Below are 24699 nucleotides of genomic sequence, written 5' to 3' on the forward strand. Positions count from 1 at the left end.
GACGCGGTCGCGTCCGGTGAGGGAAGCCCGTCATGAGTTTTCGCAATATCTCCGCATGGGCGATCCGCAATCCGGTGCCGCCGCTGGTCCTGTTCGCCGCGCTGATGCTGGCCGGTGTCGTCAGCTTCCTGCGGATGGACATCAACCAGAATCCCGACATCAGCTTTCCCATGGTCAGCGTCACCGTGTCCCAGCCGGGCGCCGCGCCGACCGAACTGGAAACCCAGGTGACCCAGCGGGTCGAGGCCGCCGTGCGCGGCATCAGCGGGGTCGAGGACATCACCTCCTTCGCATCCGAAGGCCAGTCGCTGACCAATGTCCAGTTCAAGATCGGCACGCCGGTCGATCGCGCAGTCAACGACGTCAAGAATGCCGTCGACCAGATTCGCAGCGACCTGCCCGACGGCATCTTGGAACCGCAGGTCCAGCGCATTGACGTGGATGGCGGCCCGATCGCCTATTTCAGCGCCGAAGCGACCGACATGACGCTGGAGGAACTGTCTTGGTATGTCGACAATACGGTCGCCAAGCGATTGCTGTCGGTCAGCGGCATGGCGGCGGTGCGGCGCGGTGGCGGCGTCAGCCGCGAAATCCGCGTCATCCTCGATCCCGCCCGCCTGCAGGCCTATGGCGTCACTGCCGCGCAGGTGAATGCGCAGTTGAGCCAGGTCAATATCAACGCGGCCGGCGGTCGCACCGAAATTGCCGGTGCCGAACAGTCGATCCGCGTGCTGGGCAATGCGCGTAACGCCCATGATCTGGGCCAGACGCAGATCGCCATTTCCGGCGGCCGCACGGTCAAGCTGGCCGATATTGCCGATGTTCGCGACATGTATGCCGAACAGCGCAGCCTGGCGCTGATGAACGGCCGGCAGGTGACCAGTTTCAGCCTGGAAAAGGCCAAGGGATCGTCCGACGTCACCGTCTATGACGATGCCATGAAGGTGCTGGACAAGCTGAAGAAGGAAAATCCCAAGGTCCAGTTCAAGCAGCTCTATTCGAGCGTCGAATATACACGCGGCCAGTATCACAGCGCCATGTCGGCGATGATCGAGGGCGCGGTGCTGGCAGTCGTCATCGTCTTCCTGTTCCTGCGCGACTGGCGCGCGACGATGATCTCTGCCCTCGCCATCCCGCTGTCGGCGATCCCGTCCTTCTGGTTCATGGACATGCTGGGCTTTACGCTGAACGGCATTTCGCTGCTGGCATTGAGCCTGGTGGCGGGCGTGCTGGTCGATGACGCGATCGTGGAGATCGAGAATATCGTGCGCCATATGCGCATGGGCAAATCGGCCTATCAGGCGTCGATCGACGCGGCCGACGAAATCGGCCTGGCCGTGCTGGCGACCACCATGGCGATCGTCGCGGTGTTCCTGCCGGTCGCGCTGATGCCGGGTATTTCGGGCCAGTTCTTCATCCAGTTCGGCATGACCGTGGTCGTGTCGGTGCTGATGAGCCTGGCCGTGGCGCGCCTGATCACGCCGATGATCGCCGCCTATTTCCTGAAGGCTCATGGCGAGGCGAGCCATGGCGAAGGCTGGCTGATGGACCGCTATATGAGCGTGCTCCACTGGTCGCTGGACCAGCGCAAGGCGAAGGCGCGGCGCGCGCGCGGCGGGTTCCGCAATCGCTTCGTCGCCTTCTTCGTCGACCATCGCGTGTGGACGCTGGGCATCGGCATGCTGGCCTTCGTGGCGACCCTGTTCGCCTTCGGCACTTTGCCCATGACCTTCCAGCCGACGATCAACACCGATTTCAGTCAGGTGAAGATCGAGACCGTGCCGGGCAGCACGCTGGAGCAGACCACCGCCATCACACGCAAGGTGGCCGACATGCTGGCCGCCGACACGGATGTGGTCGAGGCCGCCTTTGCCGATATCGAGCCGACCAGCGCCGACATCTTCCTGACGCTCAAGAAGACCCGGCCGATGTCGTCGGTGGAATGGGAGCGCAAGATCGCGCCCAAGTTCCAGACGATCGCCGACGCACGGGTCAATTTCCAGTCGCAGTCGGGTGGTGGCTTCGGCCGCGACATCATCATGATGTATGGTTCGGACGATCCGGAGCTGCTGGAAAAGACCGCCAACCAGCTGGTGCATGAAATGGCCGGCATCCGCGAACTGCGCGCGCCGCGCGTACAGGGCGACATGCAGCGGCCCGAGATCATCATCAAGCCGCGCCTCGACCTGGCCGCCAGCATGGGCGTGACGACCGCTGCACTCAGCCAGTCGATCCGCATCGCCACGATCGGCGACATCGACCAGAATGTCGCCAAATTCTCGCTGTCCGATCGCCAGATTCCGATCCGCGTCGCCTTGGCCGAAGATAGCCGCAAGGATATCGCCACGATCGAGAATATGCCGGTGCCGACGGTGTCGGGTGGTTCCGTGCCGCTCAAGGTCGTGGCCGACATCAGCTTTGGCGCAGGCCCGACACAGATTCGCCGCTACAACCAGATCCGCCGCGTCGTCGTCGGCGCGGATCTGGCGCCCGGCATCGTCACCAGCCAGGCCAACCAGAAGATCAACGAACTGCCGACGATGAAGGCCATCAAGGAAGGCCGCATCCAGGGTGTGCAGAAGATCGAGGCGGGCGACAGCAAGTTCCAGGCAGAGATGCTGACCAACTTCGTGATCGCCGTCTTCTCCGGCATCATGCTGGTGCTGGCGGTACTGGTGCTGCTCTACAAGCGGATCATGCCGCCCTTCGTGAACCTGGGGTCGCTGCTGCTGGCGCCGCTGGGCGGCGCGATCGCGCTGCACATTGCCGGCCAGCCCATGTCGCTGCCGGTGTTCATCGGCCTGCTGATGCTGCTGGGCATCGTCGCCAAGAACTCGATCCTGGTGATCGACTTCGCGCTGGAGGAAATGGAAAAGGGCGTACCCAAGCAGGAGGCGATCCTCGACGCCGGCCACAAGCGCGCCCAGCCGATCGTGATGACCACGGTCGCGATGGTCGCGGGCATGGTGCCCACAGCCCTGTCGCTGTCGGGTGACGCCGCCTGGCGCGCGCCGATGGGCATCACGGTGATCGGCGGCCTGCTGCTGTCGACGGTGCTGACGCTCGTGATCGTGCCGGCCGTGTTCAGCCTGGCGCTGGGTGTCGAACAATGGGCCGGGCCGCGGCTCAGCCGCCGCTTCCTGACCCACAAGTCGCATGACGACCATTCGGGCAGCCATGCCCAGCCGGCGGAATAAGGAGCCGGGATCGCGCGAGCAGCCCCATGGCAAAATATAGGGCTTGCCTGAACGAAACGGGCGCGTAACCGTTTCACCGTCATGAAGCTGCTGCGCATGCCCCGTTCGCCCCTCGACGCCGCCGCCCATCCCGCGCGGCGCATGCGGCTGGTGGCGACGGGGATGTTGCTGGCGATGGCGGCGATCTTCATCGCGGCGCGCGCCACCGTCCATCTCCATCCCGCGATCGGCTTCGTCCAGGCCTTTGCCGAAGCGGCGATGGTCGGCGGCCTGGCAGACTGGTTCGCGGTCACCGCCCTGTTCCGCCATCCGCTTGGCCTGCCGATCCCGCATACGGCGATCATTCCGCGCAACAAGGACCGGATCGGCGACACGCTGGCGATCTTCCTGCGCGACAATTTCCTGACCCCGGCCGTCGTCGCGCGGCGGATGCGCGGCATGGACGTGGCCGGCGCGGCCGGCCGTTTCCTGGCCAGCCCGTCCGCCGGCGACGGGCGACTGCGCGTCGGCGCATCCCGGTTGCTCGCCGACATGCTGGAGGCGCTGGACCAGGAACGGCTGGGCGGGATGGTGAAGGGCGCGATCGGCCAGCGACTGCGCGCGATCAATGTCGGCCCGCTGGTGGGGCAAGCAATTGAGGCGGCGATGCGCGACGGCCGCCATGCGCCGGTGATGGATGGCATCATCCAGTGGGCGGACAGGGCGCTGGAGGCGAACGACCATCTGATCCGCCAGATGGTGCATGAGCGCGCCGGCACGGTGCTGCGCTGGACCGGGCTGGACGAAAATCTGGCCAATGCCATCGTCAACGGCCTGCGCAAGTTGCTGGCGGACATGGCCGCCGATCCCGGCCACAGCCTGCGCCTCAAGGCCGAGGAAGGCATGGCCAAGCTCGCCTTCGACCTGCAATTCGACATCGAGATGCAAGCGAAGGCCGCAAAGATTCGAGACGAGATACTCGACAATCCGGCAATGCAGCGCTGGATCGAGGGGATGTGGGAACAGGCCCGCACCGGCCTGCTGCGTGCGGTGCGCGATCCGGGCAAGGCGATGGCCGGGCGACTGGGCGAGGCGTTGCAGCAACTGGGCGGCACATTGCAGGAGGATGCCCGGCTGAAACTGGTGATCAATCGCTTCGTGCGGCGCGGCGCGGTCGGCGCCACGGCGACCTATGGCGATTCGATCGTCAAGCTGGTGAGCGAGACGGTGCGCGGATGGGATGCCGGCACGGTCACCAGCCGGCTGGAGAATGCGGTCGGCCGCGACCTGCAATATATCCGCATCAACGGCACGCTGGTCGGCGGACTGGTAGGGCTCGCGATCCACGCCATCGACACATTCTTCTGAGAAATGGTCGGGGGCGCCGGGCCAAAATCGGCGCACCCCGACCGGAACCGGTCGCACAGAGGAGACGGCTTCCGGTTCCTAGCTGAACATCAGTCTTCGGGACCGCCCTCTCCCCCCGGTGGCGGCGGCGATGGCGGCAGTTCGTCGGCGCTCAGTACGCCGTCACCATTGCGGTCGAGATCATGAAACATGGCGAGCGACGGCGCGGAAAATTCGGCGCGATCGATCACGCCATCCTCATTGCCATCCTCGGGATAGGGCATGGCGCGGCCCGGAGGTGGGGGTGGCGCGGTCTCGCCACCTTGGCCGCCCGGTCGCGGGCCGGGTGGCGGACCGCCGGGCGGAGGGCCGCCGGCGCCACCGGGGCCACCGCCAGGACCGCCTCGGCCATGCCGGCGTTCGCCCTGCCCTTCCTGCCGCGGGCCGCGCTGATGCCCCAGCATCTGCTGCATGGCTTCAGCCGAAATCGCGCCATCGCCGTCCGAATCCATCGCCGAGAAACGGCGGTCAAGCCAGGCCTGCATCTCGTCCCGCGTGATCCGGCCATCACCGTCGGCATCGGCAGCCCAGGGCCCATCGGGTCGTGCCCCGCCGTCATGCGGACCTTCCGTCCGCGCAGACAGGTCGGCCGGCTGCTGGGCGAACAGTGGCACCGGCAGCAACAGGGTCGACAATAGCAGCATCGTGGGAAGGCGCATCGGGGTTCCTGGATTTGCGTTGCCGCAGTGTCTCGCATCGCCGCATTGCCCCGATATGTCCCGAGGCGACGCGAATATTTCAGGCGCACCGCCCCTTGAAAATTGATGTTGCAACATATCATGTTTTGATGTTGTATCATTCCATGGACGCCAGAGAGTTGGCGCCGCGAGAGGAGGGTGCAGTCCATGTATATGACGATGCAACCGACACAGGATGCGACCCGGTCGGGCTATGCCGCGCGGCGCAAATCACCGATCGGGATCGGCGGAGCAATTGCGGTCCATGCCGTGGTCGTCGGTGCCTTCCTGCTGATGCCCAAGGAGGTCATCGACTGGGTCCGCCCGACGCCGCCGATCACCGGCTATCCCGTACCGCTGCCTCCGCCGCCTGAACCGGCACCACCGGAACCGACCACCCAGACGGTCCAGACCAACCCGCTGCCGCAAAAGCCGACCATCACCGATCCGATCGTACCGATGCCCGTTCCGGCCGGCCCGACGATCGAAACCGGCCCCTCCTCACCCTTTGACGGCTCCGGAACCGGGACGGTCATCGATCCCCCCCTGCCCCCGCCACATATCCCGGTCCTGATCGATGCGACGATAGCGCCAAACGCGCTGGGGTCTTTCCAACCCGATTATCCCGGCGCGATGATCCGCCAGGGGCTGGAAGGCAACGTCACCGTGCGTGTCACCATCAGCCCGGAAGGGCGCGTCAGCGACATCGTCAAGATTTCGGCGACCGACGAGAGCTTCTGGCTCGTGACCCAGAAGCATGCGCTGCGCAAATGGCGCTTCCGCCCGGCGACGCGCGACGGCGTCGCCGTGAGCAGCGTCAAGACGCTGACCGTGCGCTTCACCCTGACCGATCGCTGAGCAAAGGACGGGCGGGCATAGCCCGCCCGTCCTTCATGGAGGGAGTTCGATGGATCATTTTGCATCCGCGCCCGCCCTGCCCTATAAGCGCGGCATGGCGATATTTCCCCGTCCCGTTTCTCCCAAGAGCGCCTTTGGTGATTTCTGGAGCTATTTCCGGCAGCAGCGCCAGCATAAATGGCCGCTGCTCGGCGTGTCCGCGGCCTTCACCTATGTGATCGTCTGGGCCTTCATCGTCGACGCGAACACCAACACGATGCCGACCCGCAACAAGATCATCTATGTCCAGAGCTGGGACGCGAACCGGTCCGACGCGGCGGTAATCCTGCAGCAGAAGATCGACTTCGCCAAGCGCGAAGCGGCCCTCGTCAAGCAGCAGAAGAAGATGCAGGGCTTTGCCGACGCCTTCGGCATCGAATGGCGCGACGAAGAGGCCCGCAACACCGCGCGGCGCAAGGAAGCCGTCCGCCAGATCAATGGCTTGCTGGACCAGCGGCTGGCCAAGGCGGAGGCCGAGCAGAAGGTCGACGCGGCGACCGCCAAACCCTGACCATGACCACCGACGTCGCCGCTGACCGTCGCTATATGGCGGCGGCGATCGCCCTGTCGGAACGTGGCCGGGGCCTGTCCACGCCCAACCCCAATGTCGGCTGCCTGATCGTGCGCGACGGCCATGTCGTCGGCCGCGGCTGGACCCAGAAGGGCGGCCGCCCCCATGCCGAGGCACAGGCGCTGGACGAGGCGATGGACCGGGCCGAGGGGGCCACCGCCTATGTGACACTGGAACCCTGTTTTCACCTGAGCCCGCGCGGACCGCGCTGCGCCGACCTGATGGCGCGGGCGGGTATTGCCCGAGTCGTGATTGCGCTGCGCGATCCCGATCCGCGCACCGATGGCCAGAGCGCAGCCTGGCTGCGCGAGCGTGGCGTTGCGGTCGAGATGGGGCTGATGGCGGCTGAGGCCGCCGAAGCGATGCGCGGTTTCGTGCTGCGCCAGACGCTCGGGCGCCCGGCAGTGACACTGAAGCTGGGACTCTCGCTCGACGGACGGATCGCGCTGGCTGACGGGTCAAGTCGCTGGATCACCGGGCCGGATGCCCGTGCCCATGCCCATCTGGAGCGGGCGCGACATGACGCCATCCTGGTCGGCGGCGGCACGCTGCGCACTGATGCGCCGAGCCTGAACGTGCGCCTGCCAGGGCTGGAAGATCGATCGCCCCGCCGACTGCTGCTGAGCCGCGGTCCAGCGCCCGAAGGCTGGAGCGCGATTGCAGACCCGGAGGATATCGCGACGCTCGACCGGGTCGATCATCTGATGATCGAGGGCGGCGCCGAAACTGCCGCCGCCTTCCTGCGCGCCGATCTGGTCGACCGGCTGCTGCTCTATCGCGCGCCGATCCTGATCGGGTCGGGCCTGGCCGGGATCGGCGATATCGGCCTGACCGACCTGGCCGATGCCCATGGGCGCTGGCGCCAGACCGAGGAGCGCCGGTTCGGCCCGGACCGGCTGGAGGTTTACGCGCGCACGCGCAGCGCCTAGATCAGCGCAAATTTCTTTCCCAAGGATCTGGGCACCATGTTCACCGGCATCATCACCGACATCGGCACCATCCGCACCCATGAGCAGCGCGGCGACCTGCGCCTGGTCATCGAAAGCGGCTATGACATGGATACGGTCGCGATCGGCGCATCGATCGCCTGTTCGGGCGCCTGCCTGACGGTGGTGGAAAAGGGGTCGGGCTGGTTCGCGGTCGACCTGTCGGCCGAGACCGTCGCCCGCACCGCGCCGGGCCTGTGGGCGCAGGGCGGCAAGCTCAACCTGGAACGCGCGTTGAAGGTCGGCGACGAGCTGGGCGGCCATATCGTCACCGGCCATGTCGACGGCATCGGCCATCTGGTGTCGGCCAGCCGCGAGGGCGATTCGATCCGCCTGGTCATCAGCGCACCGGCAGAACTGGCCGCCGCACTGGCCGCCAAGGGATCGATCACATTGGACGGTATCTCGCTGACCGTGAACAGCGTCGAGGACCAGCCCGACGGCAGCGTGCATTTCGGCCTCAACATCATCCCGCACACCGCGATCGCCACCACGCTGGACAGCCTGCCCGACGGCCGGGCATTCAATCTGGAGATCGATGTGCTGGCCCGTTATCTCGACCGGATGCAGAGCCTTCGCAGCAAATGATGTGATTTCACCCTTGAAGAAATCACATTGCAGTGTGATATAACCCTCATACCCGATCCGGGAAGGAGTGTTTATGTCGTCCTCGCTTATCGATTCCGTCCGCGCCCTCGTCACCGATGGCGGCATGTCCCGATCGGGCCTGGCGCGCGCCGCCGGACTGCACGCCAACAGCCTGCGCAAGCTGGGCGAAGGCGACTGGAACCCGACGGCCGAGACGCTGGGCAAGCTGGAAGCCTATCTGCTCAAGCGCGAGGGCGGCACCGCGCTCGCAAGCCCCGAGGAAATCATCAACGAGGCCCGCAACGGCCGCATGTTCATCCTGGTCGATGACGAGGATCGCGAAAATGAGGGCGATCTGGTCATCCCCGCCCAGATGGCGACCCCCGACGCGATCAATTTCATGGCCACCCATGGCCGCGGCCTCATCTGCCTGGCGCTGACCAAGGATCGCGTCGACCAGCTGGGGCTCGACCTGATGAGCCGCAACAATGGCACCCGCCACGAAACGGCGTTCACCGTGTCGATCGAGGCGCGTGAAGGCGTCGACACCGGCATCAGCGCCGCCGACCGCGCCCGTACCGTATCCGTCGCCATCGACGCATCCAAGACGCGCGCCGACATCGTGACGCCTGGCCATGTCTTCCCGCTGATCGCCCGTGACGGCGGCGTGCTCGTGCGCACCGGCCATACCGAGGCGGCGGTGGATGTCGCCCGCCTGGCCGGCCTCAATCCGTCCGGCGTCATTTGCGAAGTGATGAAGGACGACGGCACGATGGCGCGCCTCGACGACCTGATCATCTTTGCCCAGAAGCACAAGATGAAGATCGGCACGATTCGCGACCTGATCGCCTATCGCCGCCGCCACGACCATGTCGTCGAGCGTCGCGCCGAAACCAGCTTCGAAAGCAAATGGGGCGGCGAGTGGAAGGCAATCACCTTCTTCAACCGCGCCACCCAGTCCGAGCAGCTGGTTTTACAGAAGGGTCGCATCAGCCCCGACCAGCCGACCCTGGTGCGCATGCACCAGCTGGCTCCGCTGAGCGACATTTTCGGTGCCGAAGGCCCGCGTGGCGACATGCTGGCCCGATCGATGGAAATCATCGACAAGGAAGGCGCCGGCGTGGTCGTACTGCTGCGTGACGGCGAACCCGACATGCTGACCCGCATGATCCAGGCCCATGCCGGCAAGGCACCGGCGGGCATGGACGAACTGCGCGACTATGGCGTGGGCGCGCAGATCCTGGCGGAGCTGGGCGTGCATGACATGATCCTGCTCAGCAACACCCAGCACAGCCTGATCGCCCTTGACGGCTATGACCTGGCCGTGGTTGGGCAGCGTCCGATCGAGCTCTGAAGGATATTCGCATGGCCAAGTTTCTCATCGTCGAAGCCCGCTTCTACGACCATCTCAACGACCTGCTGATCGAAGGCGCAAAGGCTGCGCTGGATGAAGCCGGCCACAAATATGAGGTGGTGACCGTTCCGGGCGCGCTGGAAATCCCCGGCGCGATCGCACTGGCAGCCGAGACCGGCCGCTATGACGGCTTCGTCGCGATCGGCGTGGTGATCCGCGGCGAAACCTATCATTTCGAAGTGGTGTCGAACGAAAGCGCGCGCGGCCTGATGGCACTGAGCATGGACGCGATCGCAATCGGCAACGGCATCCTGACCGTCGAAAATGAGGAGCAGGCCCTGGTCCGGGCCCGTCCCGACCAGAAGGACAAGGGCGGCGAAGCGGCCAAGGCAGCGATCGCCATGTTGGGCCTGCGCGAGCGTTTCGCGATCTGATCCCCGGCCTTTTGGCAGACACAAGGAAGGGCGCGCTCCGCGAGGAACGCGCCCTTCTTCATGGGTGACGAGGGATCAGGCGGCCGCCTTTTCCTCGGCTAGGGTCGGGTAGTCGGTATAGCCTTCCGCACCTTGGCTGTAGAAGGTCGCCATCTGCGCCTGGGTCAGCGGCGCGCCTTCGCGCAGGCGATCGACAAGATCGGGATTGGCGAGGAAGGGACGACCAAAGCTGATCGCGTCGGCCAGGCCAGAGGCGAGATCGGCCTGCGCGCGACCCAGCCCATAATCGCTGTTGAGAACCAGCGGCCCCTTGAAATGCTGGCGGATCAGCGGCGACAGACGCGGCACGTCGGTGGCGCCGAAGGTGCCGTCCGGGCCGGGCTCGCGCAGTTCGAGGAAGGCGATGCCGATCTGATTCAGCACATCGGCGGCGGCAGCAAACAGCGGCTCGGGATTGCTGTCATTGACGCCTTGGGTATCGCCATTGGGCGACAGGCGTACGGACACGCGATCGGCGCCGATCGCATCGACCACCGCCTGCGTCACTTCACGCAGCAGGCGGACGCGATTTTCGATGCTGCCGCCATAGATGTCATCGCGGAAATTGCTGTTGTCGCGCAGGAACTGGTCGATCAGATAGCCGTTCGCAGCGTGGATCTGGACCCCGTCGAAGCCGGCGGCGATCGCATTGTTGGCCGCCTTCACATAGTCGGCGATGATGCCGGGAATTTCGTCGATCGCGAGCGGACGCGCGACCTCATAAGGCTTCTTGCCCTCATAGGTATGGGCGTCGCCCGGCGTCGCGGTGGCACTGGAGGAAACCGGCTGCTCGCCGGTGACGGCCGAATGGACGGCACGGCCCATATGCCAGAGCTGGGCGACGATCAGCCCGCCCTTGTCATGCACGGCCTGGGTGACCGGCTTCCAGGCCTCGACCTGTTCGTCGGACCAGAGGCCCGGCGCATAGGGCCAGCCCAGGCCCTGGTGCGAAATGCCGGTCGCCTCGCTGATGATGAGGCCGGCCGAGGCGCGCTGCGCATAATAATCGACCATGATCGGGGTCGGGACATGATCGCGGGTGGCGCGGCCGCGGGTGAGCGGCGCCATGATGGCGCGGTTGGCGGCGGTGTCGGCGCCGAGCTGTATCGGATCGAAGATTGTGGTCATGAAACCTCCCTCATGAACGTTGCAATTTGCAACGGGACTTGATGCAGAAAGCCAGCTAGGGAGCCGCCATGGCCGCTTCAACCCCCATGGCGCATATCGCGACGCCCAGACTCGCTTTTCCGGCGCTGATCCTGGCCAATATCATTCTGGCGCTGGGACCGGTGCTGGTAAGGCTGGCCGATGTCGGGCCGGTGGCTGCCGCCTTCTGGCGGCTGGCGATCGCCATGCCCTTCCTGTTCATCCTGGCATTGCCAATACTGCGCAAGAGCCGCTTGTCGCGCGGCCAGTGGACGATCGTGATTCTGGCCGGCGTCTGCTTTGCCGCCGATCTGGCTGCCTGGCATCTGGGCATCGGCCATACCAAGGTCGCCAACGCGACGCTGTTCGGCAATATGAGCGCACTGATGCTGCCGCTGTGGGGCCTCATCGTGCTGCGGGAGCATGTATCGAAGCTGCAGATCGGCGCACTGATCCTGGCGGCGATCGGCGCGGCCATATTGATGGGCAGCAGCTATGAGCTGTCGCCTGTCAACTTGAAGGGCGACCTGTTCTGCCTGCTCGCCGGGCTGCTCTACACCACCTATCTTCTGCTGATCCAGGGCGCACGCAAGCGGCTGGACAGCTGGTCGGTGCTGGCGGTCGTCAGCGCGGCCGGGGCCTTGCCGCTGCTGCTCGCCGCCAATGCGATGGGCGAAACAGTGATGCCGCAAGACTGGACGCCGCTCATCATCCTCGCCCTGTCCAGCCAGATCGTCGGCCAGGGGTTGCTCACCTATGCGCTTGGCTGCTTTTCACCGCTGGTGCTGGGGCTCAGCCTGTTGCTGCAACCCGCCGTCGCCGCGCTGGCCGGGTGGCTGCTGTTCGGCGAAACATTGAGCGCGACCGACATTGTCGGCGGCGTGGCCGTGGCGGTCGCACTGGTGCTTGTGCGCCTGCCCCGACGGGCCTAGGTTACGACCATGAGCGACCAGACCCAAGACCTGACCCTGGACGAAATCCGCGCACTGCTGGCGCCGGTACTGCCGCGCCACGCCGCCTTTGATGGCTGGCGCCCCGAAGCGGTGGCGATGGCGGCGGCGGAAAAGGGCATCGATGCCGATGTCGCCGCGCTGGCCTTCGACGGCGGCGCCATGGGCATGATCGAGGCCTGGTTCGCCAGCATCGACGCACGGATGCTGGAGGCGTTTCCGCCCGAAAAGCTGGCCGCCATGTCGATCCGCAAGAAGATCAGCGCGCTGATCGAGACCCGCCTGGCCCTGCTGGCGCCCGACCGCGAGGCACTGCGCCGGGCGCAGGCGATCCTGGCGATGCCGACCAATGCCGTGCGCGCCGCCAAGCTGGGCTGGCACGCCGCCGATATCATGTGGCGCGCGGCGGGCGACACCGCCACCGACCTCAACCATTATAGTAAGCGTGCGACGCTGGGCAGCATCTATGCTGCGACGCTGCTGACCTTCGTCAATGACGAGAGCGAAGATCATGCCGATAGCCGCGCCTTCCTGGCTCGGCGGATCGAGGGGATCATGCGTTTCGAGAAGATGAAGGCCCGGTTCAAGGGCGTGGGCGATGGCGAGCATCTCAGCCTGTCGCGCTTCATCGGCCGGCTGCGCTATCCGGCGGTGTGAAGTTCGGGCTGGCCTTCACCAGACGTAATTGATAGTCAGTCGCAAATCTGATTTCTGGTTAAGAGTCCATCCTCCTTGCGCCTGACCGATCTGCCCCTGCGCCAACCCGCATTTGTTGAAACCATCGACTGGGAGTCGCTGTCGTCCGTGGAAGGACAGCGACTGCGCGAGTTCGGCCTGTGCGAAGGCGCCAGCGTCGAGGCGCTGCATCATGGCGGCCTGCTGGGTCGTGGACCGCTGGCGGTGAAGATCGGGCGAATGACGGTGGCTATGCGGCGCGCCCATGCCGCCGCCGTGGAGGTCAGCACCGGCCCGCAGGAGGCGCAGGCATGAGCGGCCTTCCCCTCGTCGCGCTGGTCGGCAATCCCAATGCGGGCAAGAGCGCCCTGTTCAACGCGCTGACCGGCGCGCGGCAGAAGCTGGGCAATTATCCGGGCGTCACGGTGGAGCGCAAGGCGGGCCGCCTGTCGCTGGCCGACGGCCGGCCGGTCGAACTGGTCGACCTGCCCGGCACCTACAGCCTGTCGCCGGCCAGCCCCGACGAACAGGTGACGCGCGACTTCGTGCTGGGCAAGCAGGTCGGCGAGAAGCTGCCCGATGCACTGGTGATCGTCGTCGACGCGTCGAACCTCGACAATCATCTGCGCTTCGCGCTGGAACTGATCGCACTGGGCCTGCCCACCGTGGTCGCGCTCAACATGGTCGATCTGGCCACCCGCGACGGGCTGGAACTGGACGCCAATGTGCTGGCGCAGGAACTGGGCGTACCGGTGGTGTCCACCGTGGCGGTGCGCAAGCGCGGCCTGGATCATCTCAAGACCGAACTGGAAACGCTGCTCGGCGCCCAGACGGGCATGTTGCGCGCCTCTGCCGGTGAGCCCGATTTCGACGCCGTGCGCCGCGAGGCCCGCCGCATCGCCCGCGCCGCGATCGTGCGCGAAACCCCGTCGCGCCGGCTGACGGCGGCGGTCGACCGGGTCGCGCTGCACCCGGTATTGGGCCTCGCCCTTCTACTGGGCCTGCTATTCGTGATGTTCCAGGCGGTCTTCTCTTGGGCATCGGTGCCCGCCGACATGCTGGAAGGTTGGGTCACGGCGCTGGGCGAGGCGGTGACCAACACTTTGCCGCCGGGCATCATCCACGATTTCCTGCTGCAAGGCGTGGTCGGCGGCGTCGGCGCGGTGATCGTGTTCCTGCCGCAGATCCTGATCCTCTTCTTCTTCATCCTGATGCTGGAGGCAACCGGCTATATGGCCCGTGCCGCCTTTCTGATGGATGGCATCATGGCGAAGGTCGGCCTGTCGGGCCGGGCCTTCATCCCGCTTCTCTCCTCCTTCGCCTGCGCGGTGCCCGGCATCATGGCGACGCGCACGATCAGCGATCCCAAGGACCGGCTGACCACGATCCTGATCGCGCCGCTGATGACCTGTTCGGCCCGCCTGCCGGTCTATGGCCTGATCATCGCCGCCTTCATCCCGGCGCGCAGCGTGGGCCCCGGCATCGGCCTGCAGGGGCTGGTGCTGTTCCTGCTCTATGTCGCCGGCATCGTCGGTGCCATGCTGGCCGCCTGGGCGCTGCGCCTGACCGTGGCCAAGGGCCGCAGCGGCGGGTTCCTGATGGAAATGCCGAAATATCAGTGGCCCCGGCCGCAGGATATCGTGATCGGCCTGTGGCAGCGCGGCGTCATCTTCCTCAAACGCGCCGGCACCATCATCCTGGCCACCAATATCGTGCTGTGGGTGCTGGCCAGCTTCCCCCATGCCCCCGAAGGCGTGCGGCAGAGCGAATATTCGATCGCCGGGCGGATCGCGGGCGGCATCAATGTTCTGGTCGAGCCGATCGGCTTCAACCGCGACATTTCGCTGGCCCTGCTACCCAGCATGGCGGCGCGCGAAGTCGCCGTCTCCGCCATCGCCACCGTCTATGCGATCGATGCCGAGGATGATGCCGAGGCGCTGGAACAGGGACTGGGCGACCGGCTGGCCGGCCGCTGGAGCCTGGCCACAGCCCTCGCCTTCCTGGCCTGGTTCGTGTTCGCACCGCAGTGCATTTCGACCATCGCCGTCACAAGGCGCGAGACCAATGGCTGGAAATGGCCATTGTTCATGATCGGCTATCTGTTCGTGCTGGCCTATGCGGCGGCGGGCGTGACATATTGGGCAGCGGTCGCGATGGGACTCGGCTGATCCCAAGCCCCGGACATTTGGCCTAGCTTTGTTCTTTACCGCCAAGGCGAGGCTTCTATAACGGCGCCTTTAGTGCTTTCGGAGGAATCATGGCAGGCTCGGTCAACAAGGTCATTCTCATCGGGAATCTGGGGGCCGACCCGGAAGTGAAGAGCTTCCAGAATGGCGGCAAGATCTGCAACCTGCGGATCGCGACCTCGGAAAGCTGGAAGGATCGCATGTCGGGGGAGCGCAAGGAGCGCACCGAATGGCATAGCGTCGTCATCAATTCCGAAGGCCTGGTCGGCGTCGCCGAGCGCTTCCTGCGCAAGGGATCGAAGATCTACATCGAAGGCCAGCTGCGCACCCGCAAGTGGCAGGACAATAATGGCAATGACCGTTACACCACCGAAGTTGCCCTGTCGGGCCCCGGCGCGGTGCTGACCATGCTGGACGGCGCGCCGGGTGGCGGAGGCGGCCAGGGCGGCGGCTTTGGCGGTGGTCGCTCGTCGGGCGGCGGCAACCAGGGCGTCAGCGACTGGGGCGCGAGCAGCGGCGGCTTCGGCGGCGGCGATTATGACGATTTCGGCGGCGGCAACAGCGGCGGCGGCTTTGGTGGCGGGCGCTCTTCGGGCGGCGGCAACCAGGGTGGCGGCTTTGGCGGCGGACGCTCCTCGGGCGGCGGTCAGGGCGGCCCGAACTTCGACAACGACCTGGACGACGAAGTCCCGTTCTGATCGGTCCTTTCCACAGGGATTGACCTGACATGCATGTCCTGCTGACCGGATCGTCGGGCTGGCTGGGCCGTTTCCTGGCGCCGATGCTGCGCGCGGCGGGACATGCAGTGACCGGCCTGGACGTCGCGTCAGGCCGGGGCACCGACATCATCGGATCGGTCGCCGACCGGGCGCTGATCGACCGGGCCTTTGCCGAGCGCGGGATTGAAGCGGTGATCCATGGCGGCGCGTTGCACAAGCCGGACATCGCCCGCTACCCCGCCCAGGCCTTCATCGACGTCAATGTCACCGGCACGCGCAACCTGCTGGAAGCAGCGACCGCGGCTGGGCATGACCGCTTCGTCATGACATCCACCACGTCGCTGATGATCAGTCAGGCAGTACGCGACGAGGCCGGCGAGGCGGCGGTGTGGCTGGACGAGCAGAGCGGGCCGCTGGAGCCGCGCAACATCTATGGCGTGACCAAGCTGGCGGCCGAGGGGCTGTGCCGGGTGCAGCAACTGGAGTGCGGCATCGGCTGCACCATCTTGCGCACTGCCCGCTTCTTCCCGGAGGATGACGACACGGACGCCAGCCTGACGGGACAAAATCTGAAGGCCAATGAATTTCTCCATCGCCGGCTGACGGTCGAGGATGCGGCGCGGGCGCATCTGGTTGCGCTGGAACGGACGCCGCCAGCGCGCTGCGAAACCTATCTGGTTTCCGCGCCGACGCCTTTCGCCCGCGAGGAAGCGACGGAGCTGAAACGCGATGCGGCAGCGGTGATCGCGCGGCATTTTCCCGAAGCTGCGGAGCTATATGCCCGGCGCGGCTGGCAACTGCCCGCGTCGATCGGCCGGGTCTATGATGCGGGATTGGCGCGGCGCCAGATGGGGTTTCGCTGCGCGACGGACTTTGCCGCGATCCTGACGGCGCTGGCGAATGATGCGGCGATGCCGTTCATCCACGACGCCGATTATGTGTCACCGGCGGTGCAAAGTTGACAGCGAAGCTGACAGTTTGAGCCCATTGTTGCGTTACTGATTTGAGAGCGGCCATTCCGATCATTCGTTACTTATAATCACGAATGATGATCGATCCGCTGCATCAGTGTGAGTGGAGAGATGGGTGTGACTCTCCGTTCGCTTTATGCGATAATGATTTGCATGAGCAAGATTGAAGCTGCCATCGGTGTGCCAATCCGGCAGATAGTCCGCCCGCTGCAGCTGGCCATCGGGGGCACCATCACCCTGTCGGGCATCGGAATTCTGCTGGCACAGGCCGTCCGCCTGTTCTGACGGGCAGCAGCAGGGGTGACCAGCGGCCACCCCTGCGGATCGAAGCTTAGTTGGCCAGTTCGGCCTTCGCGAAGTCGCGAATATGGGCGCCGATATCCTCGCGCTCCAGCGCCAGGGCGAGGTTCGCCTCGATATAGCCGGCCTTGGAGCCGCAGTCGAAACGGCGGCCATCGAAGGTGACACCGTGGAAGGGCTGCTTGCCGATCAGCGAGGCCATGGCATCGGTCAGCTGGATCTCGCCGCCCGCGCCCTTTTCCTGGGTTTCCAGGATCGTCATGACGTCGGGCTGCAGGATATAGCGGCCGGGCAGGATGAGGTTGGAGGGGGCGGTGCCGAGCTTGGGCTTTTCCACCAGGCCCTTCACCTCGGTCAGGGCGCCGTCGCGCGCGCCCGGATCGATCACGCCATAGCTGGGCGTCTGGTCCATCGGGATTTCGAGCGCACAGACCAGATTGCCGCCGACCTTTTCATAGGCCTCGACCATCTGTTTCATGCAGCCATTGCCGGGCGCGCCCTTCATGAACTCGTCGGGCAGGATGATGGCGAACGGCTCGTCACCGACGATATCGCGGGCGCACCAGATCGCGTGGCCCAGGCCCAGCGGCTCCTGCTGGCGCAGGAACACTGCATCACCGGGCGCCAGGCGCGTCCCTTCCAGCGCCGACAGATCCTTGCCGCGCTCGCGCTGGGTGATCTCGCATTCGAAGGCGATGTCGAAATAATCCTCGATCGCGCCCTTGCCGCGTCCGGTGACGAAGATCATCTGCTCGATCCCGGCCTCGCGCGCTTCATCCACGGCATATTGGATCAGCGGACGGTCGACCACGGGCAGCAATTCCTTGGGCACCGACTTGGTGGCGGGCAGGAAACGCGTGCCAAGACCGGCGACAGGAAAGACGGCTTTGCGAATCGGTTTGTTCGACATGGGACTCCGTTCTCGATGAGTGCCGGCTCGCTGGGGGGATCGCGAACCGGGAGAAAAAGGTCAAGCGCTACGGCAACTTGTCTTTATGGGTCAGATCGTCAGAAGACGCTGTGCAACCTGTTCCAGCGCCGCAATTTCATTATCCAAATGCTCCAGGCTTACATATTGAGCATTGTTACGTAAGTCGCGGCACAGAAAGCCTTCAGGTGACGGCTGCTGAAAGCCGCCGATGATGAGGGTACGGAAACGATCGATCCGCTGGAGATCGCGCTCGACCTCCGCAATTTCGGTCAGCCCGGCCGCGTTGCGCCGATCGCGCATCGCGACGGTCGTGCGCAATTCGGTCATCAGCTTGGTCATGGTCGGCCGGGTGCGCGCGCCCACGGTGCGCACATCGCCCATGGTCTCGCGCAACTCGGCCAGCCGTGCCTCCAGACTCTGTTCCAGCATCGTCCAGGCGCAGACCAGCCGACCGATACCGCACAATAATGCCGCATCTTCCGGCGCATAGGCCGCAACCGGCTTCGTCACCTTGTCGTCCTGCGCCAATTCCGCGCTCACGCCCCGCATACTCCTCATGCCCCTGAATCTGCGCAGACCCAGCCGGAAAGGCCAGAGCAAGGGGTCGCGCTCGCCCGCTAGCCGGGCACGGGCCAGCGGAATATGTGCTGAAACGTCGGCAAGCCGAACTAGTTGCGTTCAGCGCTGGCCGATTAGAAGGCGCCAGATCAGAAATCGATGGCGATGCCCTTGCGCTCCCAGTCGCCATAGCGGACCGGGCTCAGTTCCTCGTCCAGCACCGGCTGCTGGTCGATCGGATCGGGCTGAGGCACGGGCGGGCTCTTGGAGAGGTGCTCGGGGGCCTTCACATGCGCCGGGCGCTTGCCGTTGAAATGTCCCATGTCGGGCCTTTCGATTGCGGAGCGCGCGCGGCAACCCCATATTCAGTACAAGGCCCGCTATCTGGGCCGCAAAGGAGCGATGTGCAAGTGAGTGGTTTTCGCACGGTGATGCTGTTGTCGGCGCTGACGGCGCTGTTCATGGCGCTGGGCTATACGCTGGGCGGCAGCGGCGGCGCGGTGATTGCCCTGCTGGTGGCGGCGGGGATGAACCTGTTCACCTTCTGGAATGCCGACAAGATCGTGCTGTCCATGCACAATGCGCGCGAGGTGGATGCCCAGAGCGCGCCCGAATTTTACGGCCTGGTCCAGGCGCTGAGCCAGCGCGCCGGCCTGCCGATGCCGCGCGTCTATGTGATCGACCAGGATGCGCCCAACGCCTTTGCCACTGGCCGCAATCCGGAAAATGCTGCCGTGGCGGCGACCACCGGCCTGCTGAACATGCTGACCCGCGACGAGGTGGCCGGCGTGATGGCGCATGAACTGGGCCATGTGAAGAATCGCGACACCCTCATCATGACAATGGTGGCGACCATTGCCGGCGCCATTTCGATGCTGGCCAATTTCGGCCTCTTCTTCCGTGGCGGCGGCAATGAGGAAAATGGCCATAGCAACATGATCGCGACCTTGCTGGCGGTGATCGTCGCCCCCTTTGCCGCGATGATCGTGCAGATGGCGATCAGCCGCACCCGCGAATATGGCGCCGACCAGGCCGGGGCGGAGATCAGCGGCAATCCGCGCGCGCTCGCCTCCGCCCTCGCCAAGATTTCCGGCCGGGCCGAGCTGATCCCCAACCCGGTGGCCGAGCGCAATCCCGCCGCCGCGCAGCTCTATATCGTGCCGGTACATGTGAGCGAGTTGTTCTCGACCCATCCGGCGACCGAGAAGCGCATCGCCGCACTGGAGGAGATTGCGCAGGATATGGGGCAGAAGGACGGCCCGCCGCCCATTAACATGGCGTCGCAGACTTCGACGCGCGCATCGGCGCTGTCTCCAGTGGTGCCGCCGGCGGCAGCGCCCAAGCCGCGCCGCAGCGCGCTCGATCCGCACGGGCGCTGATGCCGGTCGACGAGATTGGCGAGATCGCCTTCCGCGCCGCCGGGTTCGTGGCGCGCGAGGCGGCTGGCCTGGTTGTCGATATTGCCGTCGACTATATCTTTTCCCGCCACACGCCGCGCCTGTTCCACGCGATCGGCCGGCGGACGATCGCGATCGCCACGCTGGGCCGCAAACGCATCCCTTCTTCCTTGCGGGTCGTACCGAAGGGGATGGTGCCGCGCCCGCGCCGGTCGGACTGGTTGGCGCTGTGGGTCGGCGTCGCGACCAGCATCGCCCTGGTTGCGGCAGTGATCTACACGGCCATCTGCTTCGTTTGAAGATGACCCCAAGGGCAAAAGCGCGTAGGGGCCTTTGATGTCCCGTCGTCCCAACGCCCGTTCCGGTGCCCCGCGCGCCGATGATGTCCCCGGCCTGCCCGCGCGCCGTGCTGCACTCAAGCTGCTGGACGCCGTCTTGCGTCGGGGCGATCCGCTGGAGATCGCACTGCATGGCGCGACCCAGGGGCTGGCCGACCGGGCCGACCGCGCACTGGTCCATGCCATCGTCGCCGAGACGTTGCGCCATTTGCCCGATCTCGACGCGCTGATCGACGGCGCGACCAAGCAGCCCCTGCCCGACGATGCCAAGGCGCGCATGGTGCTGCGCATCGCGCTGATCCAGGTGCTGGCGCTGGGCACCGCCCCCCATGCGGCGATCGCCACCGCGCTGCCGCTGGTCGATGGCGGGCCGCGCAAGCTGGTCCATGGCGTGTTCGGCACCGTGACCCGTGCCGAGCCGAGCCTGCCCGTGCCGCCCACCCTGCCCGCCGAGGTCGCCGAACGCTGGGCCGGACAATGGGGCGAGGCGATGCCGCTGGCCGCCGCCCACGCCTATGCCGTGCGCCCGCCGGTCGACATCAGCCTGCGCGATCCGGCCGAGACCGGCCAATGGGTCGAGGCGCTGGGCGGCACCAGCTTTGCGCCCGGCCATGTCCGCCTGCCCGAGGGGGCAGTCGTGCCCGACCTGCCCGGCTTTGCCGAGGGCGCCTGGTGGGTGCAGGATATCGCCGCCTCCTGCCCGGCCCGACTGCTAGGTGCGGGCGAAGGCCGGACCGTGCTGGACCTGTGCGCCGCGCCGGGCGGCAAGACGATGCAGTTGGCGGCCGCCGGCTGGGCCGTGACCGCGGTCGACCAGTCGAAGAAAAGGCTGGAGCGGCTGAGCGAAAATCTCGCGCGCACCGGCCTGTCGGCCGATGTCGTGCAGGCGGATCTGCGGCAATGGGCACCCGAGGCGCCGGTCGATGCGCTGCTGCTCGATGCGCCCTGCACCGCCACCGGCATCTATCGCCGTCATCCCGACGTTTTGCACCGCATCGGCCCGCGCCAGATCGCGGAACTGGCCGAACTGCAGGGCGAACTGCTGGCCCGCGTCGCCGACTGGGTGAAGCCGGGCGGGACGATCCTCTATGCCACCTGCTCGCTGGAACAGGCCGAAGGCGAGGCGCAGATGGCCCGTTTCCTGGCGGTGCGCCCCGATTTTCAGCTCCGGCCAGTGCAGGCAGGCGAACTGCCCACAGGCATGGCGCCCAGCGCCGACGGCTGGCTGCGCACCCTGCCCGACACGCTGGCGGAGCAGGGCGGCACCGACGGCTTTTTCGTTGCAAGGATCGTGCGCATCGGGAACTAAGGCTTAACCATGAGGGGCTTAAGGTGAGGCCCTTCGCTGGAAAGGCCCGTCTTGCGTCCGACCGAACCCCTGCCCCTGCATCATAGCTGGCCACTCTACGACCTGCGCGAGCATCTCGCGCCGGTGGTTCTGGACCAGGATATTGCGGGGAATGAGGCGGCGCTGGCCGACCGGGGGCTGGGCCTGTGGCATTGCAATCTGGCCGACAACAGCATCAGCTGGACCCAAGGCGTCTATGACATATTCGGGCTGGAGCCGGGCAGCATCGTGCCCCGGCCATTGTCGGTGTCGCTCTATGCCCATGACAGCCGCGAGGCGATGGAGCGGCTACGCGCCTATGCCATCCGCCACCAGCGCGGCTTCACCCTGGACGTCGACATTCGCCGCCCGGACAGCAGCGATTGCGCGATGCGCCTGATCGCCGCGCCGGTGCTGCTGGACGGCGAAACGGTAGCGCTGCACGGGGTCAAGCAATGGCTGGCGAAGGATGTCGGCGCGCCGGTCCGACTGGAACCCACGACCTTCTTCATCCCCTGACGCGACTCATCGCCGCACCGCGCAAATCATGCGTTGCCCTCGCCCCAAGGGAGGGCTAATGCGGGCGGTCAAATGACCCATCCCATTCTCATCTCTCCGTCCATCCTGTCCGCCGATTTCGCACGGCTGGGCGAGGAAGTCCGCGCCATCGACGAAGCCGGTTGCGACTGGATCCATATCGACGTGATGGACGGCCATTTCGTGCCCAACATCACCATCGGCCCGGCCGTGGTGAAGGCGCTGCGTCCGCACACCAAGAAGCCGTTCGACGTGCATCTGATGATCTCGCCTGTGGACCAATATCTCGACGCCTTCGCCCAGGCCGGCGCCGACATCATCACCGTCCATCCCGAGGCCGGCCCTCACATCCACCGCACCGTGCAGCACATCAAGTCGCTGGGCGTGCAGGCTGGCGTGGTGCTGAACCCCGGCACCCCGGCCAAGATGCTGGACTATCTGATCGACGATATCGACCTGATCCTGGTGATGAGCGTCAATCCCGGTTTCGGCGGCCAGAGCTTCATCGAGAATCAGCTGCGCAAGATCGAGGCGTGCCGCAAGATGATCGAGAAGAGCGGCCGTGACATCCGCCTGCAGGTCGATGGCGGCATCGACATCAACACCGCGCCCAAGGCGATCGCGGCGGGCGCCGACGTGCTGGTGGCCGGCACCGCAACCTTCCGTGGCGGCCCGGCCGCCTATGCCGACAATATCAGGACGCTGCGGGGCGGGTGACGAACCAGCGGCGCCAGTCCTCCCCTGTCGCGGTCGACGCCGGTCATGACCCGGCCGACGACGGCATCGAACAGGGCAAGCGGCTCATCCGCGTCGCGGATGACAAGGGCCTGTCGCTGGCCGAGCGGATCGCCAATCATTTCTATCGGCTGAGCTGGAAGACGCCGCTGCACAGCCGGCGGCTGAAAGGCAAATATCCGCTCAAGCTGCTGGCGGTGCCGGACGATGTCGTGCCCGGCGACCCGCGCGCCGGCCAGGCGATCCGCGCCGGCTATTTCCTGTTCCGGGGCCAGAAGCTGGCGATCGATACGATCGATTTCGGCAAATTGGCGGTCGGGCCGGCCTTTACCGACTATCTGCACAGCTTCCGCTGGCTGCGCGACCTGTCGACCGCCGCGACGCGCGAGCAGGGCGCGCCGGTGGCCGAGGCGCTGATGCGCAAATGGCTCGCCGCCCACGCCGAAACGCCGAGCGACCCGGCCTGGCGCGCCGACAATGCGGCCTGGCGGCTGCTGTTCTGGACCGCCCATGCGCCGCTGATCCTGTCGTCGAGCGACCTGGTCTATCGGTCGCTGGTGCTCAACTGCATCGCCCGCACCGCGCGCCATCTGGACCAGAGCGCGGACAAGGCCGCGCCGGGCCTGCCGCGCCTGGTCGCCTGGGGCGGGATCGTCGCGGCGTCGATGCTGATGCCCGGCGGCAATCCGCGCAAGCTGTTCGGCGAAGCGGGCCTGAAGCGCGCGATCGACAGCGCCTTCCATGCCGATGGCGGCATCATTTCCCGGTCGCCGCTGGCGCAGTTGGAAGGCGTGATGCTGCTGGCGATGGTGGTCGCGGTCTATGAGGTGCGGCGCGAACAGGTGCCCGGCTTCCTGATCGACGGGCTGAGCCGCGCGGTGCCGGCCTTGCTGGGTCTGACCCATGGCGATGGGGGGCTGGGCAACTGGCAGGGCGCGGGTGCGGTCGACCCCGACATGGTCGAGGCGCTGGTGCAGGCCAGCCGGGTGCGGACCCGGCCGCTGCGCCAGGCGCGCGACTGGGGCTATCAGCGGATCAGCGCGGGCAATACGGTGGTGCAGATCGATGCGGCGCCGCCGCCGGTCGCACGCCTGGCGGCCGCCGGCTGCGCCTCCACCGGCGCGATCGAGATCAGCGACGGGCGGCTGCGGCTGGTGATCAATTGCGGCGGCGCAGCGCTGGAAGGCGCCTATATCCCGCGCGATCTGGCCCAGGCGCTGCGCTCCACCGCGGCGCACAGCACATTGGTGCTGGACGACAGCAATTCGACCGCGCTGATGCCCGACGGCACGCTGGGCAAGGGCGTGACCGAGGTCGAGCTGAACCGGCAGGAACAGGATAATGGCAGCCGGGTGGAGCTGAGCCATGACGGCTATGTCCGCCGCATGGGCTATGTCCACCGCCGCCTGCTGATGATGAGCGGCGATGGCAAGGAAGTGCGCGGCGAGGATATGCTGACCCCGGCGACGCGCGGCAAGAAGCCGGTCAAGCGGCCGGTGCAGCTGCGCTTCCATCTGGCGCCCGGCGTGGAACCGACCCTGACCGCCGACAGCCAGGGCGCGCTGCTGCGGATCGAGTTGGGCGCGCTATGGCAGTTCCGGACCGGGGCCGGCATGCTGAGCGTCGAGGACAGCCTGTGGGTCGATGGCGACGGCCGCCCCCACCCGACAAGGCAGCTGGTGGTGACGAGCGAAGCGCTGCCGGGCGGCTCCAGCATCGGCTGGCTGTTCAAGCGGGTCGGCTGACCCGCATCGCATTGGCCATCACGCGGGCGCTATTGTTCAGCCAACTATCGATGTC

The 24699-nt window shown here is 66.2% G+C and carries 26 protein-coding genes; 21 read left to right on the forward strand and 5 right to left on the reverse strand.

Annotation, left to right across the window (positions count from 1 at the left end):
• The first annotated feature begins 32 nt into the window (after nt 1-32).
• Together BRX37_RS18020 and BRX37_RS18025 are read left to right on the forward strand one after the other, a co-directional pair.
• A complete protein-coding gene (locus BRX37_RS18020; RefSeq protein WP_125988561.1) occupies nt 33-3197 on the forward strand; it encodes an efflux RND transporter permease subunit in 3165 nt (1054 codons plus the stop codon).
• Between the two features lie 81 nt (nt 3198-3278).
• Nucleotides 3279-4544: a DUF445 domain-containing protein gene (locus BRX37_RS18025; protein ID WP_125988563.1), complete on the forward strand. Its 1266-nt coding sequence runs from the start codon at nt 3279-3281 to the stop codon at nt 4542-4544.
• Nucleotides 4545-4633: 89 nt separating this feature from the next.
• On the opposite strand, the gene BRX37_RS18030 is transcribed toward BRX37_RS18025, so the two are convergent.
• Entirely contained in the window at nt 4634-5242 is a 609-nt protein-coding gene (locus BRX37_RS18030) for a hypothetical protein (RefSeq protein ID WP_125988565.1), read from the reverse strand.
• A gap of 186 nt (nt 5243-5428) precedes the next feature.
• Between BRX37_RS18030 and BRX37_RS18035 the strand changes: the two genes are divergently transcribed.
• The 6 genes from BRX37_RS18035 (at nt 5429) to ribH (ending at nt 10090) form a co-directional block, all read left to right on the forward strand.
• Entirely contained in the window at nt 5429-6118 is a 690-nt protein-coding gene (locus tag BRX37_RS18035) for an energy transducer TonB (protein ID WP_125988567.1), read from the forward strand.
• Nucleotides 6119-6167: 49 nt separating this feature from the next.
• Entirely contained in the window at nt 6168-6668 is a 501-nt protein-coding gene (locus BRX37_RS18040) for a hypothetical protein (RefSeq protein ID WP_004208853.1), read from the forward strand.
• Nucleotides 6669-6703: 35 nt separating this feature from the next.
• Complete coding sequence (ribD, locus tag BRX37_RS18045; RefSeq protein ID WP_125988654.1) at nt 6704-7657, forward strand: bifunctional diaminohydroxyphosphoribosylaminopyrimidine deaminase/5-amino-6-(5-phosphoribosylamino)uracil reductase RibD; 954 nt, start codon at nt 6704-6706, stop codon at nt 7655-7657.
• A 36-nt stretch (nt 7658-7693) separates the two neighbouring features.
• The gene (locus tag BRX37_RS18050) at nt 7694-8302 is read left to right on the forward strand and encodes a riboflavin synthase (RefSeq protein ID WP_048938115.1); all 609 of its coding nucleotides are present in this window, start codon (nt 7694-7696) and stop codon (nt 8300-8302) included.
• A 73-nt stretch (nt 8303-8375) separates the two neighbouring features.
• Nucleotides 8376-9656: a 3,4-dihydroxy-2-butanone-4-phosphate synthase gene (gene ribB, locus BRX37_RS18055; RefSeq protein ID WP_125988569.1), complete on the forward strand. Its 1281-nt coding sequence runs from the start codon at nt 8376-8378 to the stop codon at nt 9654-9656.
• Nucleotides 9657-9667: 11 nt separating this feature from the next.
• Complete coding sequence (gene ribH / locus BRX37_RS18060) at nt 9668-10090, forward strand: 6,7-dimethyl-8-ribityllumazine synthase (protein ID WP_017501105.1); 423 nt, start codon at nt 9668-9670, stop codon at nt 10088-10090.
• A 75-nt stretch (nt 10091-10165) separates the two neighbouring features.
• Here ribH and BRX37_RS18065 read toward each other — a convergent pair whose 3' ends face one another.
• Nucleotides 10166-11257 (reverse strand): alkene reductase, encoded by a 1092-nt coding sequence (locus BRX37_RS18065; protein WP_125988571.1) that lies wholly within the window; start codon nt 11255-11257, stop codon nt 10166-10168.
• 68 nt (nt 11258-11325) lie between these two features.
• Here BRX37_RS18065 and BRX37_RS18070 point away from each other — a divergent pair, with 68 nt between their 5' ends.
• The 7 genes from BRX37_RS18070 to BRX37_RS27355 all read left to right on the forward strand — a co-directional run bounded on the left by BRX37_RS18070 (nt 11326) and on the right by BRX37_RS27355 (nt 17061).
• Nucleotides 11326-12207, forward strand: a complete 882-nt coding sequence (locus BRX37_RS18070) for a DMT family transporter (RefSeq protein WP_125988573.1) — start codon at nt 11326-11328, stop codon at nt 12205-12207.
• Nucleotides 12208-12216: 9 nt separating this feature from the next.
• Complete coding sequence (locus BRX37_RS18075; RefSeq protein ID WP_125988575.1) at nt 12217-12882, forward strand: COQ9 family protein; 666 nt, start codon at nt 12217-12219, stop codon at nt 12880-12882.
• Nucleotides 12883-12957: 75 nt separating this feature from the next.
• Nucleotides 12958-13215 carry a FeoA family protein gene (locus tag BRX37_RS18080; RefSeq protein WP_037521316.1) on the forward strand — a complete coding sequence of 86 codons (258 nt, stop codon included), beginning with the start codon at nt 12958-12960 and terminating at the stop codon, nt 13213-13215.
• The gene (gene feoB / locus BRX37_RS18085; protein WP_125988577.1) at nt 13212-15068 is read left to right on the forward strand and encodes a ferrous iron transporter B; all 1857 of its coding nucleotides are present in this window, start codon (nt 13212-13214) and stop codon (nt 15066-15068) included. The genes BRX37_RS18080 and feoB overlap by 4 nt, the downstream gene beginning before the upstream one ends.
• 89 nt (nt 15069-15157) lie before the next feature.
• Nucleotides 15158-15784 (forward strand): single-stranded DNA-binding protein, encoded by a 627-nt coding sequence (gene ssb, locus BRX37_RS18090; protein WP_125988579.1) that lies wholly within the window; start codon nt 15158-15160, stop codon nt 15782-15784.
• A gap of 29 nt (nt 15785-15813) precedes the next feature.
• Nucleotides 15814-16767 (forward strand): NAD-dependent epimerase/dehydratase family protein, encoded by a 954-nt coding sequence (locus tag BRX37_RS18095; protein WP_125988581.1) that lies wholly within the window; start codon nt 15814-15816, stop codon nt 16765-16767.
• Nucleotides 16768-16929: 162 nt separating this feature from the next.
• On the forward strand, nt 16930-17061 hold the full coding sequence (locus BRX37_RS27355) for a hypothetical protein (RefSeq protein ID WP_318276759.1): 132 nt from the start codon (nt 16930-16932) through the stop codon (nt 17059-17061).
• Between the two features lie 46 nt (nt 17062-17107).
• Here the strand turns inward: BRX37_RS27355 and BRX37_RS18100 are convergent, their stop codons facing one another.
• The 3 genes from BRX37_RS18100 to BRX37_RS18110 form a co-directional block, all read right to left on the reverse strand.
• A complete protein-coding gene (locus BRX37_RS18100; RefSeq protein ID WP_004208866.1) occupies nt 17108-17986 on the reverse strand; it encodes a UTP--glucose-1-phosphate uridylyltransferase in 879 nt (292 codons plus the stop codon).
• 90 nt (nt 17987-18076) lie between these two features.
• A complete protein-coding gene (locus BRX37_RS18105) occupies nt 18077-18556 on the reverse strand; it encodes a hypothetical protein (protein WP_069336381.1) in 480 nt (159 codons plus the stop codon).
• A 158-nt stretch (nt 18557-18714) separates the two neighbouring features.
• Nucleotides 18715-18888 carry a DUF1674 domain-containing protein gene (locus BRX37_RS18110; RefSeq protein ID WP_125988582.1) on the reverse strand — a complete coding sequence of 58 codons (174 nt, stop codon included), beginning with the start codon at nt 18886-18888 and terminating at the stop codon, nt 18715-18717.
• Between the two features lie 108 nt (nt 18889-18996).
• On the opposite strand from BRX37_RS18110, the gene htpX reads away from it, so the two are divergent.
• From htpX to BRX37_RS18140, 6 genes are all read left to right on the forward strand, one after another.
• Nucleotides 18997-19944, forward strand: a complete 948-nt coding sequence (gene htpX, locus BRX37_RS18115; RefSeq protein ID WP_125988656.1) for a zinc metalloprotease HtpX — start codon at nt 18997-18999, stop codon at nt 19942-19944.
• Nucleotides 19944-20261 carry a hypothetical protein gene (locus tag BRX37_RS18120; RefSeq protein ID WP_125988584.1) on the forward strand — a complete coding sequence of 106 codons (318 nt, stop codon included), beginning with the start codon at nt 19944-19946 and terminating at the stop codon, nt 20259-20261. Before htpX ends, BRX37_RS18120 begins: the two co-directional genes overlap by 1 nt.
• 37 nt (nt 20262-20298) lie before the next feature.
• Nucleotides 20299-21609 (forward strand): RsmB/NOP family class I SAM-dependent RNA methyltransferase, encoded by a 1311-nt coding sequence (locus BRX37_RS18125; RefSeq protein ID WP_125988586.1) that lies wholly within the window; start codon nt 20299-20301, stop codon nt 21607-21609.
• Nucleotides 21610-21660: 51 nt separating this feature from the next.
• Entirely contained in the window at nt 21661-22146 is a 486-nt protein-coding gene (locus BRX37_RS18130; RefSeq protein ID WP_125988588.1) for a diguanylate cyclase, read from the forward strand.
• A gap of 72 nt (nt 22147-22218) precedes the next feature.
• A complete protein-coding gene (gene rpe / locus BRX37_RS18135) occupies nt 22219-22881 on the forward strand; it encodes a ribulose-phosphate 3-epimerase (protein WP_004208872.1) in 663 nt (220 codons plus the stop codon).
• Complete coding sequence (locus BRX37_RS18140) at nt 22878-24644, forward strand: heparinase II/III family protein (protein WP_125988590.1); 1767 nt, start codon at nt 22878-22880, stop codon at nt 24642-24644. The genes rpe and BRX37_RS18140 overlap by 4 nt, the downstream gene beginning before the upstream one ends.
• Nucleotides 24645-24699 lie beyond the last annotated feature (55 nt).

The organism is Sphingomonas sp. S-NIH.Pt3_0716 (assembly GCF_003950715.1).
Lineage (GTDB): Bacteria > Pseudomonadota > Alphaproteobacteria > Sphingomonadales > Sphingomonadaceae > Sphingobium > Sphingobium yanoikuyae_A.